Genomic DNA, 16,034 nt, shown 5'->3' on the forward strand with positions numbered 1-16,034 from the left:
CAGTGTATACGGCCGGCTCCGGTTGGCTCATTTTCTTCCCCGGCTGCGGAAAAAAGCATTCCCTGCAAATACCGCAGCCAGAATGATGCCTACAGAACAAAAGCCCATAAAAATCTGTCTTTTTCTTTCCATGCTGTCCTGTCCGAAGCTTTCGCCCGGCCTGATATCCTCCGGCAGTTCCGCCGGCCGGGGTGCTGTTTCTTTTTCCAATCCTTTTTCTGATCCCTGGTCTGTTACTTTCTCTGTTTCTTCGCCTGCCTCCATGTCTGTCTCTGACCCTGTTTTTCCAAAATCAGCTTCTTCGGTATATGTCCCGGATTTTTCAGCAGGAAACGCTTCCGTTCCTTCCGGCTCAGCTTCTTTTCCTTCTGTCTGTTCATTCTGTTCTTCCGTATAATCCAAAATAGCATTTTCCGGTTCCCCAACCTGCAAAACAGTCTCCTGTTCCTGTTCTGCCGACGAATACGCCGATTCCTCCCAGCCCTCTTCCTTTTTCTGTGCCGGGGCATCCGTCTGCACGTCTTCCGAAGTGCTGTTTTCTGCAGCGCTCACCACCTCCTGTTCCGGTTCCAGTTTGCCCGTACCGGTCAAAACAGGGGTGCCTCCTCCTCTGCCTCCCTGAATATCAGCAATAACAAGTGTGTTATCCTCCGATATCATCACAGTATCCGAATAATAAAGCCTGTCCTTCTTCTCAACACATACACAAAAATAGACCGGAGGCTGCCGTCCGTCTTCAAATGTCTCATCATAGTAGGCAATCCCGTTTTGAAGGCTGTAATTTCCCTGTTCCGACCGCTGCCATTCTTTCCCGTCTCCGGAACATATCACATAAAAGCTGTCATTTTCCTCTTCATAGTTATCAAGAACAAAATCAAGGCTCATGACAAAGAAATCTTCCGTATATGCCGTCAGCTCTCCTTTGATAATCACTGCACCATTTTTATTTTGGAAAACGAGCATGCATTCCGGCCGGCGCGCCGCATCCCGGTCCATTCCAAAATTTCCCTTCAGCAAGGTTCTTTTCCTCTCCTGAAGTGATGTATGTGTATCCTCCTCCGTCTCCCAGAAAACCGGCAGCTTCCCTTCACAGCGCTTTCCATTCTCGCACCAGATACAATAAAGCGCCTCAGGAAGCATTTCCTGTGTAAAAGCAGTTTCCGCAGGGACTATCCGATATGGAATTTCCTCACTGCTTTCTTCATAAGAATCCCATACAACAGGCTTATCCGGATATCTGCACTCTCCCTCGCAGGAATAGGAGGCAGGATAAGATGTGCTCTCATTCCAATCCGATGCGCTGAAATAAGCGCCATCCTCCTGCCAGACAGCATAGCCTTCTTCCGCCCTGAGACTTGCTCCCTGGATATCCGCATAGCCTCCCTTCCGGATATGCACAAGTCCCTCCTCCCCGCCTTTTCCAAATATCAAAGCATTTCCCAATATCTGCAGCTGTCCTTCCACATAGATGGTATATTCCCCTGTATCAATATAAATTGGCGCATACTCAGGAGATATGATATAATAAATGTCGTCTTTTCCCCCGGAAACTGTAATATCCGCAGTCAGGCGGATATGCCTTGTCTGCGGTCTTATGCTTCCGTTCATTATACTGCGCAATTCCTTAAAATCAGCGATTTCAATCCAGTCGGCCTCTTCAGTCAAAATGGAATTATACGATACAGAGGACGCTTCCGCAATTTTACTACAAAAAAGTAGTGTAATTATGGCTGTATAGACAAAGAAGAACCCTTTCCAATTTTTCAAAATGTCTGCTCTCCTTCCTGCGAGGTGCCTATGAAACACACAAAACACACGAAAAAAAAACTTCAGGCAGGAAAAAAACTGCTGCTGTGCAGCTTTTTATTCCTGCTCGCTCTTACAGCCCTTCATCTTCTCTATATAACTGATAATAAATATAACAAAGATAGCTGCGACATTCAAGACGGCGTCCTGCTTATTGACACACAGGCCGTGGGCAGCGGTTCCCCTGTGTATCTGACTGAGGGCTGGGAAGTCTATCCTGACAGACTGCTCTCGCCGGAAGATTTTCTTTCCTCCGTCGATGAAAAGAGCCATATCACAATACACATCGGAGATTACCCGAATTTTGCCGGCTTTCATGAAGGGCATTCTCCTCATGGGCTCGCCACCTATCGGCTCAGGCTTGCTTCCCGGCAGGATACGGGCGGACTTGTAGTATATCTGCCGGAAGTTTTCTCGGTCTGCCGCGTATTCATCAACAGCAGAGAGGCTGCTGTGCAAGGAAGCTTACAGCCCTATTCCCCCCTGGTGCGCGATCTTACCCTCACGGTTCCTGACGCGCCTGAAATGGAAATCATCATCCAGACCGCCAATTACAGCCATTACTACAGCGGAATTACATATCCCCCGGTGCTGGGGACCGCTCAGACAATACACCTGCAGAGCGCTGTCCGAATGGGCTTTTACGGTCTTCTTTGCTTTTTCTCCCTGTCCGCCGCCCTGCTGTCCGCCGCCGTCTGGCTGGGAAGCAGGAAGCAGTCCGGCCGGAAGGTTTATTACTGGCTCGGCATCCTGGCGCTGACATTTTCCCTGCATTGCGCTTATCCCTTTTTCCATACCGCGGGCCTTCCCTTTCCCCGCCTACTGTATGGCCTGGAAGACGGAAGCTCAATGCTCATCATTCTGTGTACCGCAAAAATCGTATTCGTCCTGTCAAAGACCCGGAAAAAGAAAGCAGCCGCCTTCATAGAACTGACCGCTCTGGCAATGCTGCTTGTCAGTGTGCTTCTTCCGTTATTTCTGCTGTCCCCTTTTCCCTATTTCATTCCCTGGTACGGTCAGCTTATTTCCTGGTACAAGCTTAGCATATCCTTTCTGCTGCTTATTTTTTCATTATGGGGCTCCAGGGGAGAATATACGGTCTGGCTTGCCGCCGGAACTGCCGTATACAGTGCCGGGCTTCTTTCCTCCGTCCTTACACTTAACCGCTGGGAGCCTGCCTGCGCCGGCTGGCCCGATGAATATGGCACGTTTTTTCTGATTCTCTGCTTTTCAGGACTCATGCTGAGGATGCACTTCCAGATGGCGGCCCAAAACCGTCAGCTGACGGAGCATCTGCAGGATATGGTGGAAGAACGGACGAATGAAGTGACCCTGCTGCTTTCGGAGCGACAGAAAATCCTGTCGGAATTCCTTCATGACCTGAAATCCCCCATCGCCTGTATTTCCGCTTATCTTCAGCTGGTAAAGGAAAATGACATCCATGTGGACAAAAAGACACAGGAAAAAATTGATATGATTGAAAAAAAGTATGAGGAGCTTTCCGTACAGATTCGTTCCATACAGGATTTTAACGCCGGGCTTCCCCATGCCGCCCGACGGGAGCAGTTTGATTTACGCAAGCTCATACAAAACTATTATTCAAGGAACAGGCAGGACGTGGAAGTCTTCGGCCCGCGGTTCCTTCTCTCCCTCCCTTCCTCCCCCTGCCGGATGCTGGGAAATCCTGATTCCATCATAAGAGCCGTAGAAAACCTGATTTTCAATTCCATGGATTTTACGCCTGCAGACGGGACAATCACCCTTTCGCTTTCCGCGGAGGATGGCAGCTATCTGTTATCCGTCAGCGATACCGGCTGCGGCATCCCGGAGAATCTTCTTCCCCATATTTTTGATCGCTCCTTTACCACCAGAAAAGAAGACGGCGGCAACGGGCTGGGACTTTTCCTTGTAAAAACAATTGCGCAGGAGCACCGGGGAAGCGTCCGGGCAGAATCCCTTCCGGGAAAAGGCTGCAGGATTACGCTGCTGCTTCCGGCAATACTGTAAATATTTCCCTTACCCTGGCCGCACTTATTGTAAAATACAGCAGAGGCCGCGTTTTACCGCGGCCTCCAGTATTAGTCATCAAGACTGGTAACTGTTCAGTTTCCCCGCAGTTACCAATCTTCTTATTTATCATTTCATATGGCTTATTCAAGTACAAACTCAGCCTGCATATCGTAGCTGCTGTCCGGGGCGATCATCACCTGGAATTTTCCCGGTTCCGAGCAGTACTCCATGTTTTTCCCATAAAACCGAAGCATTTCTTCGGTAATGGTAAATTTAACCCGCTTAGTCTCTCCTGCATCCAGCGCTACCTTCTGTACGCCCTTCAGCTCCTTCACCGGACGGACCACGCTGCCCGCCACATCACGGAGATACAGCTGCACTGTTTCAATACCGGCCCTGCTGCCTGTATTGGTAATATCCGCCTGCACCGTAATCGTCTCACCCTTTTTCATGATATGGCTGCTTAAGGTCACAGGACCATATTCCGCCTTATGATAGGAAAGGCCGTAACCATACGGGTACAGCGGTGTGTTTTCACAATCCGTATAGCGGGAGAAGAAACGGTTCGGGGTAATACCGTCGTAGGGACGTCCCGTGTTGAAGTGGTTATAGTACAGCGGCATCTGTCCCACACAGCGGGGCATGCTCATGGAGAGCCTGCCGCAGGGGCTTTCTTTTCCCAGCAGTACATCGGCTATTGCATGGCCTCCTTCAGTTCCCGGGAACCATACCTCCAGCAGCGCATCGGAGAGCTTACTCACCTCATCCAGTACCAGCGGACGGCCTCCGAAAAGGACTACTACCACCTTTGCCGCTTTTTCCCGCACTTTTTTCAGAAGCGCAAGCTGATCACCCGGAAGGGTAAGGCTGGTCCGGCTTCCGCCTTCGCCGCCCTGCAGCACCGCTTCTCCCAGCGCAAGGACCGCCACATCCGCCTGTGCGGCAAGCTCTGCGGCTTTTTCCATTTCCGCCTGCCGTTTTTCGTCACTCCAGCCTTCCATACCATACTGCTTCTGCATCGCAGGCAGATCATGGTAATCCTTTTCCAATATGGTTTCGCAGCCCGGAGCGCTCATCACATTTTCAGCTCCCACAGCTTCTTCCAGGGCGGTCTTCAGGGTTACCACCGCGCTTTTGGTTCCATGGATTGCCCAGAAGCCAAGGGCATCCTGGTTGTCCGCATAAGGACCGATCAAAGCGATTTTGGCGCAGGCTGCCAGAGGAAGCGTTTCCTCCCTGTTTTCCAGAAGTACCATGCTCTTCACGGCAACTTCCTTTGCCAGCCTGCGGTTTTCCTTACTCAAGAACAGCCCGGCTTCCTTCGCTTCATCTGCTCCCCTGTAGGGGTCTTCGAACAGTCCCAGCTTGTTTTTCAGCTTCAGGATACGCATTACGGCTTTATCAAGCTGTTTTTCATCAATTCTGCCTTCCTGAATCAGTTCCTCCAGATAGTTGGCATAGCAGCCTGTACACATATCGATATCCACGCCCGCTTCCATGGCCAGACGCGCCGCTTCCTTCTGATCCTCCGCGGCGCCGTGGATTACCAGCTCGGCTATGGCAGCATAATCGGTGATGACAACACCATCGAAGCCCCACTCCTTCCGGAGCACATCATCCATCAGCCACTTGTTTCCCGTGGAAGGGATGCCGTCCACCGTGTTGAAGGAGGTCATGATCATCTCACAGCCCGCATCCACACCGGCTTTATAGGAGGGCAGGTACTCCTGGCGCAGCCTGCGCTCGGACATATCCACCGTATTGTAATCTCTTCCGCCTTCGGGAGCGCCGTAAGCTGCAAAATGCTTGATGCACGACGCCATGCCTTTCGGCTCCTTTGCCCCGTCACTCATTCCCTTCTGGAAGCCTTCCACCATGGCCTTTGCATAAAGGCTGTTCATATAAGGATCCTCTCCGGTGGATTCCAGGCATCTTCCCCATCTGGCATCCCGCACAAGATCCACCATGGGCGAAAAAGTAACGTGCGCCCCTGCTGCCACGCTTTCCTGGGAGGTCACTTCACACAGCCTTTCCAGGATCTCCGGCTCAAAGGTACAGCCAAGCGCCAGCGGTATGGGAAATACCGTACGGAACCCATAGATGATGTCCGCCATAAACAAAAGAGGAATTTTGTGTCTGCTCCTCTCCAGATATGCCTTCTGTACTTCTTTGATTCTTTTTGCGCCCACCACATTCAGCGTGGAGCCCGCATTACGGATGATTTCTTCACTGAGGCCAAGATCCTCACGGACCCCCAGCTCCTGTCCCTCCGCATTCAGAACCTCTCCCGGCACCTGCACCAGCTGCCCGATTTTTTCTGTCAGGCTTAAGGAGCCCAACAATTCCTGAAGCTGCTTCTCCTGCATATTTCTTTCAATCCCCTTCTCTTTTTTATTTAGTTATTTATGTATTTCAGGCATTTCCGCGCAGTATACCCGGAAATGCCTGCTAATAGCTGACGAATGCCTGTGACAGCTATGACCACATCGTATCGCCTGAAATTTCTATTTTCTTATCACGCAGCATCAGATCATTGACCGCCTGGGCTGCTGCTTTTCCATGGAAAAGCACCTCATTGACCTGTTCGATGATGGGAAGCTGTACCTCGTATTTCTCAGCCAGCGTCATGGCCGCCTTGGCGGAATAAACACCCTCCACCACCATCTTTACTTCGTCCATGGCTTCCTCCATGGTATATCCCTTACCGATAAGTATACCGGCACGGCGGTTTCTGGAATGCATGCTGGCGCAGGTTACAATCAGGTCGCCAATGCCGGACAGTCCGCAGAAGGTTTCAAAATGGCCGCCCATCTTAATGCCTAGACGTGCAATTTCCGTGATTCCCCGTGTGATCAGGGCCGCTTTTGTGTTGTCACCATAGCCTAAGCCATCCGCAATGCCTGCTGCCAGCGCCACCACATTTTTCAGGGCCGCGCCGATTTCGATGCCCAGCACGTCCGGGCTGGCATATACACGGAATACCTCATTCATAAAAATATTCTGGATATACTCCGCTGTTTCCTTATGCTTTGCGCCTGCCACAATAACGGTGGGAAGGCCTTTTCCCACTTCCTCCGCATGGGAAGGGCCGGAAAGGACGGCGACCTCTGCCTGAGGGACCTCCTCTTCGATGATCTGGGAAAGCGTCATCAGCGTATTTTCTTCGATTCCCTTTGCAACATTCACGATGATTTGGCCGTCCTCTACAACATCCTTAAGCCGGGCGGCGGTGCTTCTTGTAAACGGGGAAGGCACAGCCAGCACCAGCAGATCCTTTCCTTCCACCGCTGCCTTTAAATCCGTGGTAAACCGGGTATCCTCCGAAAGGATAACCCCCGGAAGCTTGCTTTTCTGCTCCCTGTCCTTTTTCAGCATTTCGATTTCCGCATCCAGTGCAGACCATACGGTCACATGATGTCCGTTATTTGTAAGAAGCCAGGTAAGCGCTGTTCCCCAGCTGCCTGCTCCGATCATTCCTATTTCCGCCATGTTTACTTCCCTTCTGTCTGTTTTTCAGACCTTTGCCCGGAGCATGTTTGAAAATTCATTTCTGCCATCAGCACGCCCCGGCGCTTATTTCACCGATACCCCTGCTTTTATATACGTTCTGCGCAGTATATACGCAGAGCTGGCCGGACAGCTACACCGCTTCTTTATTTTTCTTAAACAGATAGGTTTTTCTTTCATTTCCATGAAGAAGCCGTTTAATATTTTCACGATGCTTCCAGTAAGCCATTATGGTCAGGAAAGCTCCGATTATGTAAAGCTCCGTCAGGGCCGCCTGCCCCATTCCGAAAACCCCCAGCTGTCCCAGGACCACCAGTTCAATCATGAAACCGGCATAAACCAGCAGCGATCCAAGGGATACATAGTGGGTCGTCAGGAAGGCGCCGAAGAAAAGCACCACGCCCATGGGGATAAAATAAGGATGAAAGGACAGAATCAGGCCGGCTGTGGCCGCAATCCCCTTACCTCCCTTAAAATGAAGATAAAAGGGAAAGTTATGGCCCAGAATCGCGCCCGCCCCGGCATAAAGCATATACAGATATTTCATGTCGGGATGGCCGGCTGCAAACAAAAGCCTCGCAAGCAATACCGCCAGTATACACTTGAGCACATCGCCGGCAAAAACAATCAGACCGGCTTTGGTGCCCAGCACGCGGAGCGCATTGGTGGTTCCTGCGTTCCCGCTTCCGTAATTCCGGATATCAATGCCATGCATTTTGCCATAGATAAATGAAGTCTGGAACAGGCCGCATACATAGCCAATCAAAAGACATACGATACGTATCATTTTACTTCGACTCCTTCCGTTCCCTGATGATAAACTTCAGGGGGGTGCCTCTGAATCCAAAGGCTTCCCTAATTTTATTTTCTATATAACGAGTATAGGAAAAGTGCATCAGTTCCTTATCGTTCACAAAAATAACAAACGTAGGCGGTTTCACCGCTGCCTGGGTAATATAATAAAGACGCAGTCTCTTGCCCTTGTCCGACGGGGGCTGCTGCATGGCCACCGCCTCTGCCATGATTTCATTCAGAACGCCTGTCGCCACGCGCATGGCATGGTTTTCAATCACCGCATCTATGGTTTCAAAAAGCTTGGGCAGACGCTGTCCTGTCTTTGCGGAGATAAAAAGCATTTCCGCATAAGGCATGTAGGAAAGCGTATTTTTAATCTTTTCCGAGAAACGGTAAATGGTCTTGTCATCCTTCTCAATGGCATCCCATTTGTTGACGGCTATGATCATTCCCTTGCCGCGTTCATGGGCTATCCCGGCGATTTTGGCATCCTGCTCGGTAACGCCCTCCTGGGCATCAATCACAAGAACCACCACATCGGCGCGTTCTACGGCGCTGACCGTACGGACAATCATGTAGCGCTCCAGCTCTTCTTTTATCTTATTTTTACGGCGCAGTCCTGCGGTATCAATAAAAATATATTCTTTTCCGTTATGGACCACCTCCGTATCAATCGCATCCCTCGTGGTTCCGGCGATATCGGAAACGATCACACGGTTCTCTCCGATCAGCCTGTTAATAATAGAAGATTTCCCCACATTGGGCTTTCCTACAATTGCGATTCTCGGCCGGTCGTCTTCCTCCTCAGCCTCCGTCTTTTCCTCAAAATGGCTGATTACCTCGTCCAGCAGATCCCCCAGTCCCATGCGGTTGGCGGCAGAAATCGGATGAGGATCCCCGATTCCCAGATTGTAAAATTCATACACGTCCGGCATGAATTTATCAAAATCATCCACCTTGTTAACCACCAGCACCACCGGCTTATGGGAGCGTCTGAGCATATCCGCCACCTTGGAGTCCGAATCCACGAGGCCCTGCTTCACATCCACCATAAAAAGGATCACGTCCGCGGTATCAATGGCAATCTGCGCCTGCTCCCGCATCTGTGATAAAATAATATCGCTGCTGTCCGGCTCGATACCGCCTGTATCAATCAGGGTAAAAGCCCGGTCCAGCCAGGTTACATCCGCATAAATACGATCTCTTGTAATGCCCGGCGTATCCTTTACAATGGAAATCATCTCTCCCGCCAGCGCGTTAAAGAGGGTGGATTTACCCACATTCGGCCTTCCCACTACCGCAACGATTGATTTTCTGTTTGTATTGCTCATATATTTACCATCCATTCTGCCGCCTGTCGTCAGCGGCCTTTCACAGTTTCCTTATAAATGCGTCCACAAAATCATATCCGCTTGATTTTACAATATCTGTCTTCACTTGTAAAGCCCCAGCCAGGTCTTCCACCGTGATATCATCCAGCAGGACGCGCTCCCCGCTCCGTAAAATGTTCTCGGGAAGATAGAGGATTTCTCCCAAATCCCTGCCCTTCAGCTGGGCTATGATATCCTGTCCGGTGAGAAGCCCGGTCACGGTAATCCGTTCCCCGAAGAAATCGTTTCTTATGGGGAATACCTGTATTTTCACCTCCGGGAACCGCTCCATCAGCCGATCCGCCATCCGGCGGATATAGGGATAGGCAATCTGGCCCGTTACGGAGGAATAGGTGCCCTTCAGTATTCTGTTTTCCAGGGCTTCCGGCTCCTCCAGCCGGGCGAGCGCATCCTCAAACTCCTCCAGCATCAGCCTTATCATACCCACGCCGTTTTCCAGCTGCAGATATCCGTCATAGCTTTCCTCCCGGGGCAGCTCCTCCCCTGCCAGGATATACCACTCATCGCTGGCATGGACAAAATGAAGCCCGTATTCGGGGTACAGCTTTTCCTGCCAGCGGTGAATCTGCTCCAGCACCCGCCTGGCATCCTCCCTCGTAAAAGGCTCCAGCGGCTCCAGGCCCTCCCGGAATCTGGACAGCCCCACCGGCACAACGGACACACTCTGCAGATGAGGGAGGTACTTTGTCAGATCCCGGATAGAACGTTCCAGCTCCTCTCCGTCATTAAAACCCTTGCAAAGCACTATCTGGCCATTCATCTGTATGCCGGCCTCATAAAATCTGTCCACCTTTTTCAGCGACTCTCCCGCGAACCGGTTATGAAGCATCCGGCAGCGCAATTCCGGATTGGTCGTCTGGAAGGAAATATTGATAGGGGACAGGTGATACTTGATAATCCTGTCCACATCCTTCTCCGACATGTTGGTGAGGGTCACATAATTTCCCTGCAGAAAAGAAAGCCGGGAATCATCGTCTTTAAAGTACAGCGTTTCCCGCATCCCCTTCGGCATCTGGTCAATAAAACAGAAAATACATTTATTGGTACAGGAGCGGTAATCATCCATCAGACCATTGTCAAAGGTCACTCCCAGATCTTCTTCATAATCCTTGTCTATTTCCAGCAGCCATTCTTCACCGGAGGGCTTCGCAATCAGCACCTCCACATATTCCTCTTCAATCATATATTGGTAGTCAAAAATATCCTCCACCGTCTCTCCATTGATTTCCAGCAGCCTGTCTCCCGGCTCAATTCCCATTTCCTCAGCGATTCCGCCTTCTTCCACAGCCTGGATCAAATGGCCTTTTTCCTTCATGAATTCTTTCTCCTTTTCCTGCGGGCATCCGTTTTTCTTATTTCGGCACAACGTCAGTATCCTGCGGCCCTTTCATAACAGTCCGGTTGTCCAAACTGTCATGCCCTTTCCTTATTCTACTAGAATTTTCTTGACGTGTCACTAGCATAATGTTATAAAATAAGTAATGTTGCCAGATCTAAAAAAGAGAAAACGTCTGCCCAGGCAGACAGACAGGAGAACCATATGCCAAACGTACGAGAACTGGAAAACGCCCTTCCGGTAGCACCTCTTAAGGTGCTTGCCATGGAATCCGCCGAAACCATCGGAAGACGCGTCAACAATTATCTTGTTGAATTCCGGAAAAATATGAAAAATACAAGACACGACGATCCCGCTTTCCAGGGGTATATTGAAAACAGTTATCTTGTGGATGCTTCCAGCCCCCGCTTCGGAAGCGGGGAAGGAAAAGGAATCATCAGGGAATCCGTCCGCGGAAAGGATCTTTTCATCATTGTTGACGTATGTAACCATAGTCTGACCTATTCCATTAACGGTTATACGAACCACAAATCTCCCGATGATAATTACCAGGACCTGAAGCGCATGATAGCCTCTGCCGCAGGAAAGGCGCATCGAATCAATGTGGTTATGCCCTTCCTTTATGAAGGCCGCCAGCACAAGAGGACAAGCAGGGAATCCCTTGACTGTGCATATATGCTCACGGAGCTGGCAAATATGGGCGTGAATAATTTTATCACCTTTGATGCCCATGACCCAAGGGTACAGAACGCAACCCCGCTCAACGGTTTTGACAATTTTACGCCGCCTTATCAGTTCATGCGGGCGCTGCTTGATACGGAGGATGATCTGATCATCGATCAGGATCATACTATCGTTATCAGCCCCGATGAAGGCGCCCTTGACCGCGCCGTATATTTCGGCAATGTACTCGGCGTCAATACCGGCATGTTCTACAAGCGCCGCGATTATTCCACCATTGTAAACGGCAAGAACCCCATCGTCGCCCATGAATTCCTGGGAGACAGCGTTGACGGAAAGGACGTTATCATTATTGACGATATGATTTCCTCCGGAGAAAGCATGCTGGATACCTCCAGACAGCTGAAGGAAATGAATGCAAAGCGTGTTTTCATCTGCTGTACCTTCGGACTGTTCACCAATGGCCTTGAGGCCTTCGACAAGGCCTATGAAAACTGCTGGTTCGACCGGGTAATCACTACCAACCTCACCTACCAGCCGCCGGAGCTTTACACCAGGCCCTATTATACCGAGGCCGATATGAGCAAGTTCCTGGCATCCATCATTGATTTTATGAATCATGACATTTCCATGTCCCACGTTATGACTCCTACGGAAAAAATCAATGAAATCCTGGCCAGATACAATAACAGGGAAGAATATCATATCTGATCTGCCATATCGGGTGGCTTAAGGAAAAGATATAAGGAAAATTGCTGAAGGCACAACAGAAAAGAATCGCATAAGAAGCATTACAGAAGTGGTTTATAAAAAAATTCCCCGCAGGCCGCGGGGAATTTTTTACTGCTGTTCTTCCAGACAAGGGAAGGTAATTATCACCTTGAACAAATCTCCATCCAGATAAATGTCGAACTTTCCGTTCTGAAGCTCCGTCAGGTTCCTGGCAATGGACAGCCCCAGGCCGCTTCCCTCCGTGCTCCGGGAAACATCCCCGCGGATAAAACGTTCTGTCAGCTCATCCGCGCTGATATTCAGGGACTGTGCTGAAATATTTTTCATGGAAAAAGAGGCCAGCTTCTGTCCGTCGGTTTCTTTCACCGCCAGATCCAGATAAACTCTGGTTCCCTCCAGGGCGTATTTATATACGTTTCCGAACAGGTTTTCCACTACGCGCCAGATCCGCCTGCTGTCTGCCTCAATATAGACCGGTTTTTCCGGCATGTTTGCGATTAGATCCAGGCACTTTTCATTCATCTTTTCCGAAAATTCACCCACAGTCTGATTGATCAGCTCTACAAAGTTGAGTCTCTCCATCTGCAGTGAAATGTTGCCGGAGGATATTTTAGAAGCTTCCACCAGATCGTCCGTCAGCTGTTTCAGTCTCTGGGATTTGCTGTCCAGCACCTCAATGTAGCCCTTTATTTTTTCATCCTGGATATTCTCTCTTTTCAGGAGATTGACGAAATTAATAATGGAGGTAAGGGGGGTCTTAATATCATGTGACACATTGGTAATCAGGTCCGCCTTCAGCCTTTCATCCTTCATGCTGGTGGCCACAGCCTCCTGAATCCCGTCGCCGATGCTGTTGACCGCTTCCGCCAGCGCCCTGTTTTCCCCATGCATCTTGCTGTCATCTATTTTGAAGCCGAAATCTCCGCTTCCGATAGTCTGCGTACCTTCCACAATTTTCTGCAGATCCTTTCTTTCCATATACAAAAGGACCGCCACAAAAATATCCACGATTCCCGCAAACAGTATTCCCACCGTGCCCAGAATCCCCATAAACAGGTTGAAAGCGGCAATGATAAGGAAGGGAATCAGGATTCTGCTCACAATATGGCTGTTGTCATACAGACGCAGGACAATGCGCTTTAACAGCCTACCCAGCTGCCAAAGCAAAGAATCCCTCCAGAAGGTATGCACCTTCAGACGGCGCACCAGCCCCAGATAGAAGGAGGTGCTAATCCAGTCCAGCAGGAAGGCTGCCGCAACGGCCGCCGCCGTAAGCATGAACGGACTGACGCCCTCCCCTGCGAGCGTATAGGAAAAAGCAATATCATAGGCCGCGCCGCACAGTACGCAGAAGCCTGCAGTCACGGAAGCTGCCAGGACAAGGAAAATCTCAGTGGGAAAATGATCTCCCTTTTTCAGGGCAACCACGTAGCCGTCCTCGTTTTCCTCTTCTTTTCTTCCTTCATATACGGTAAGGACGCCCAAAAGCCAAAGGGACAGGATCATTGCCAGCGCGCCAAGGGCCACCGTCTGCCAGTAATAAGGCATAAAGCTGACAAAAGCCGCCCTGGCCTTCGCCAGGCTGTCATTTACTTCATAGGAAGTATCCACGCCGATCCAGACTCTGGAATTTTCTCCGAAGGCATATTCGTAAGAACCCAGTATTTCCCGCATTTCCTCCGTGGTCATCTGGGTATTGGTCTTAATCTCCACCCGATCAGGATTATAATACAGATAACGTCCGTAGGCGCTGAATTCATCCGTCATCTGCTTCTCGCTTTTATTGGTATAGCTCTGGGACAGATTGGTAAAATAACGGATTTCTCCATCCACTACCATCTGGTAGCAGTAACGGACATTCGTCTTGTCTTCTCCGTAAAACTTCTTAAAGCTGCTGTATTCCGTAAAATTGTGATAGAGCTGGTTGCAGGCCTCCACCAGATTATTCCGCAGCATCATATATTCTTCCATATCCGAGGCATAATCAGCCAGATCCATTCCCGATGCGGAATAATATCTGGGGACGAGAATATCCAAGGCCAATACATCTTCCGTGTTTACGGTCATTTCTCCCTTTTCCGAGGCTCTTTCCATATAGCTTTCCAGACTGTCCGGAAGCTCCATGATCATCCGCATGCTCAGGGAGTCCGTTCCCTTATCCGCAACCTGTGCGGAATATTTGATGGCCTGCCTGGTAAGCTCTGACTGCAGTGCATAGTCCCCCATGGTAAGATCACTGGGAATTTCCATCTCCGTCTCGCTTTTCCCCAGACCGAAATAGATGGCAAAATCACTTTCCGTTCCATAAACCGTTTCATAACTGAATCCGTAGTTTCCCCATTTAATCAGATCGTCCAGGTAATATTCTGCGGTCACTTCCTCTTCCGATACCATGCTCGTCCTGTTCACATATGCGGTGATATCGATCTGTTTCTTTCCATCATAGACGCCGTCCGTTTCCAGCTGGCTTTTGATGACGGACATTCTGGTGATATCCTGGGCATCCTTACGCAGGATATCATCAAAAACCTCCGAATCCTCAAACATTTCCTTCTGGGCAAAGGGGGAAATAAAGTAGCGGCTCTTTCCATTGGTGCCTTCCACCGTAATGAAGGAGTTGGAAATAATTGCGATTACACTTCCGATCGCCACCGCCGTCAATACTCTTTTTGCAAACAGGAGCAACGTACGTTTTCCTCTTCCCATCACATTCTTTTTCTTCATAATTCTTCCTCCCGCCCTGCTGTACTTTTCCCGGCCTTTACTGCTTTTCGATTTTATAGCCCACTCCCCATACCACCTTCAGATAACGGGGCTCCTTGGGGTTGATTTCAATTTTTTCACGGATATGCCTGATATGGACGGCCACCGTGTTATCGGCGCCGATAGCCTCTTCCTCCCAGATGCTTTCATATATCTGATCAATGGAAAACACACGGCCCTGGTTCTTCACCAGAAGAAGGAGGATATTATATTCGATGGGGGTCAGCTTAACCGGCTCGTCATCCACCGTCACTTCCTTGGTTTCGTCATTGATCACAAGCCCTCCCGCACGGAAAATTGCATTGTTTTCCGCATTCAGGTTTCCCAGCTGGGTATACCTGCGCAGATGGGACTTCACTCTTGCCACCAGCTCCAGCGGATTGAAGGGCTTGGTCACATAATCATCGGCTCCGATATTCAGGCCCAGGATCTTATCCGCATCCTCGGATTTGGCAGAAAGGATAATAATCGGGATGCTGCTGTATTCCCTGATTTTCAGGGTGGCATGGATGCCGTCCAGCCTGGGCATCATCACATCCATGATAAGCAGGTGCACCTCATTGTTCTTCAGGGCACGGATGGCCTGTTCCCCGTCATATGCCTTTATAACATGGTAGCCCTCCTGAGCCAGATAAATCTCTATCGCTTCCACAATTTCTCTATCATCGTCGCATACAAGAATATTCGTCATCTTCCGTCGCTCCTTCCGCAGACCGTGCTTTATCATTCCCTGCCGGACAGGCCTGCCTTTTTGCATCAGTATACCACAAACTGCGGCCGACTTGTAGCCTTTTCGGCATGTTACGGCGGCCCCGCCCATGCAATATATGGTAAGAGCCGCCGCGTGTGTGATGCAGATCTGTGATGTTTGTATTTTTATTTAAACATATAGTTATTAATATAGAAAAAGGAACATTATTAATATTTTCTTAAGGTTGGGGGAGGGGAAGCGAATGGAGAGAGGCGGCAGTACGTACCGGGGTGGAAGTTTTCGGGGCTGGGGCGGGGGGCTG

General features: G+C 49.9%; 10 protein-coding genes. 2 read left to right on the plus strand and 8 right to left on the minus strand.

The genetic code is table 11. From position 1 onward, the window contains the following. Positions 1-27 precede the first annotated feature (27 nt). Positions 28-1,767 (minus strand): ICP22 family protein, encoded by a 1,740-nt coding sequence (locus tag HMPREF1548_RS27445; protein WP_035324310.1) that lies wholly within the window; start codon positions 1,765-1,767, stop codon positions 28-30. A gap of 30 nt (positions 1,768-1,797) precedes the next feature. Between HMPREF1548_RS27445 and HMPREF1548_RS27450 the strand changes: the two genes are divergently transcribed. Then, the gene (locus HMPREF1548_RS27450; RefSeq protein ID WP_035324312.1) at positions 1,798-3,813 is read left to right on the plus strand and encodes a sensor histidine kinase; all 2,016 of its coding nucleotides are present in this window, start codon (positions 1,798-1,800) and stop codon (positions 3,811-3,813) included. Between the two features lie 143 nt (positions 3,814-3,956). On the opposite strand, the gene bglX is transcribed toward HMPREF1548_RS27450, so the two are convergent. From bglX to HMPREF1548_RS27475, 5 genes are all read right to left on the minus strand, one after another. Continuing rightward, on the minus strand, positions 3,957-6,182 hold the full coding sequence (gene bglX / locus HMPREF1548_RS27455) for a beta-glucosidase BglX (RefSeq protein ID WP_021640130.1): 2,226 nt from the start codon (positions 6,180-6,182) through the stop codon (positions 3,957-3,959). A 109-nt stretch (positions 6,183-6,291) separates the two neighbouring features. Beyond that, positions 6,292-7,305 carry an NAD(P)H-dependent glycerol-3-phosphate dehydrogenase gene (locus tag HMPREF1548_RS27460; protein ID WP_021640131.1) on the minus strand — a complete coding sequence of 338 codons (1,014 nt, stop codon included), beginning with the start codon at positions 7,303-7,305 and terminating at the stop codon, positions 6,292-6,294. Positions 7,306-7,456: 151 nt separating this feature from the next. After that, the gene (plsY, locus tag HMPREF1548_RS27465) at positions 7,457-8,110 is read right to left on the minus strand and encodes a glycerol-3-phosphate 1-O-acyltransferase PlsY (RefSeq protein ID WP_021640132.1); all 654 of its coding nucleotides are present in this window, start codon (positions 8,108-8,110) and stop codon (positions 7,457-7,459) included. Between the two features lies 1 nt (position 8,111). After that, positions 8,112-9,464 (minus strand): ribosome biogenesis GTPase Der, encoded by a 1,353-nt coding sequence (der, locus tag HMPREF1548_RS27470; RefSeq protein WP_021640133.1) that lies wholly within the window; start codon positions 9,462-9,464, stop codon positions 8,112-8,114. Positions 9,465-9,489: 25 nt separating this feature from the next. Next, positions 9,490-10,824 carry a DUF512 domain-containing protein gene (locus HMPREF1548_RS27475; RefSeq protein ID WP_021640134.1) on the minus strand — a complete coding sequence of 445 codons (1,335 nt, stop codon included), beginning with the start codon at positions 10,822-10,824 and terminating at the stop codon, positions 9,490-9,492. Positions 10,825-11,049: 225 nt separating this feature from the next. Between HMPREF1548_RS27475 and HMPREF1548_RS27480 the strand changes: the two genes are divergently transcribed. Beyond that, the gene (locus HMPREF1548_RS27480; RefSeq protein ID WP_021640135.1) at positions 11,050-12,237 is read left to right on the plus strand and encodes a ribose-phosphate pyrophosphokinase; all 1,188 of its coding nucleotides are present in this window, start codon (positions 11,050-11,052) and stop codon (positions 12,235-12,237) included. A gap of 129 nt (positions 12,238-12,366) precedes the next feature. Here HMPREF1548_RS27480 and HMPREF1548_RS27485 read toward each other — a convergent pair whose 3' ends face one another. Together HMPREF1548_RS27485 and HMPREF1548_RS27490 are read right to left on the minus strand one after the other, a co-directional pair. Beyond that, a complete protein-coding gene (locus HMPREF1548_RS27485; protein ID WP_021640136.1) occupies positions 12,367-14,982 on the minus strand; it encodes a sensor histidine kinase in 2,616 nt (871 codons plus the stop codon). Between the two features lie 37 nt (positions 14,983-15,019). After that, on the minus strand, positions 15,020-15,712 hold the full coding sequence (locus tag HMPREF1548_RS27490; RefSeq protein ID WP_035324314.1) for a response regulator transcription factor: 693 nt from the start codon (positions 15,710-15,712) through the stop codon (positions 15,020-15,022). Positions 15,713-16,034 lie beyond the last annotated feature (322 nt).

Origin of the sequence: Clostridium sp. KLE 1755 (assembly GCF_000466465.2) — a bacterium.
Taxonomy (GTDB): domain Bacteria; phylum Bacillota; class Clostridia; order Lachnospirales; family Lachnospiraceae; genus Eisenbergiella; species Eisenbergiella porci.

Excerpts from the sequence above, each read along its gene's own strand:
- HMPREF1548_RS27450 (WP_035324312.1), top strand. The coding sequence starts at position 1,798 with ATGAAACACACAAAACACACGAAAAAAAAACTTCAGGCAGGAAAAAAA.
- bglX (WP_021640130.1), bottom strand. The coding sequence starts at position 6,182 with ATGCAGGAGAAGCAGCTTCAGGAATTGTTGGGCTCCTTAAGCCTGACA.
- HMPREF1548_RS27460 (WP_021640131.1), bottom strand. The coding sequence starts at position 7,305 with ATGGCGGAAATAGGAATGATCGGAGCAGGCAGCTGGGGAACAGCGCTT.
- plsY (WP_021640132.1), bottom strand. The coding sequence starts at position 8,110 with ATGATACGTATCGTATGTCTTTTGATTGGCTATGTATGCGGCCTGTTC.
- der (WP_021640133.1), bottom strand. The coding sequence starts at position 9,464 with ATGGATGGTAAATATATGAGCAATACAAACAGAAAATCAATCGTTGCG.
- HMPREF1548_RS27475 (WP_021640134.1), bottom strand. The coding sequence starts at position 10,824 with ATGAAGGAAAAAGGCCATTTGATCCAGGCTGTGGAAGAAGGCGGAATC.
- HMPREF1548_RS27480 (WP_021640135.1), top strand. The coding sequence starts at position 11,050 with ATGCCAAACGTACGAGAACTGGAAAACGCCCTTCCGGTAGCACCTCTT.
- HMPREF1548_RS27485 (WP_021640136.1), bottom strand. The coding sequence starts at position 14,982 with ATGAAGAAAAAGAATGTGATGGGAAGAGGAAAACGTACGTTGCTCCTG.
- HMPREF1548_RS27490 (WP_035324314.1), bottom strand. The coding sequence starts at position 15,712 with ATGACGAATATTCTTGTATGCGACGATGATAGAGAAATTGTGGAAGCG.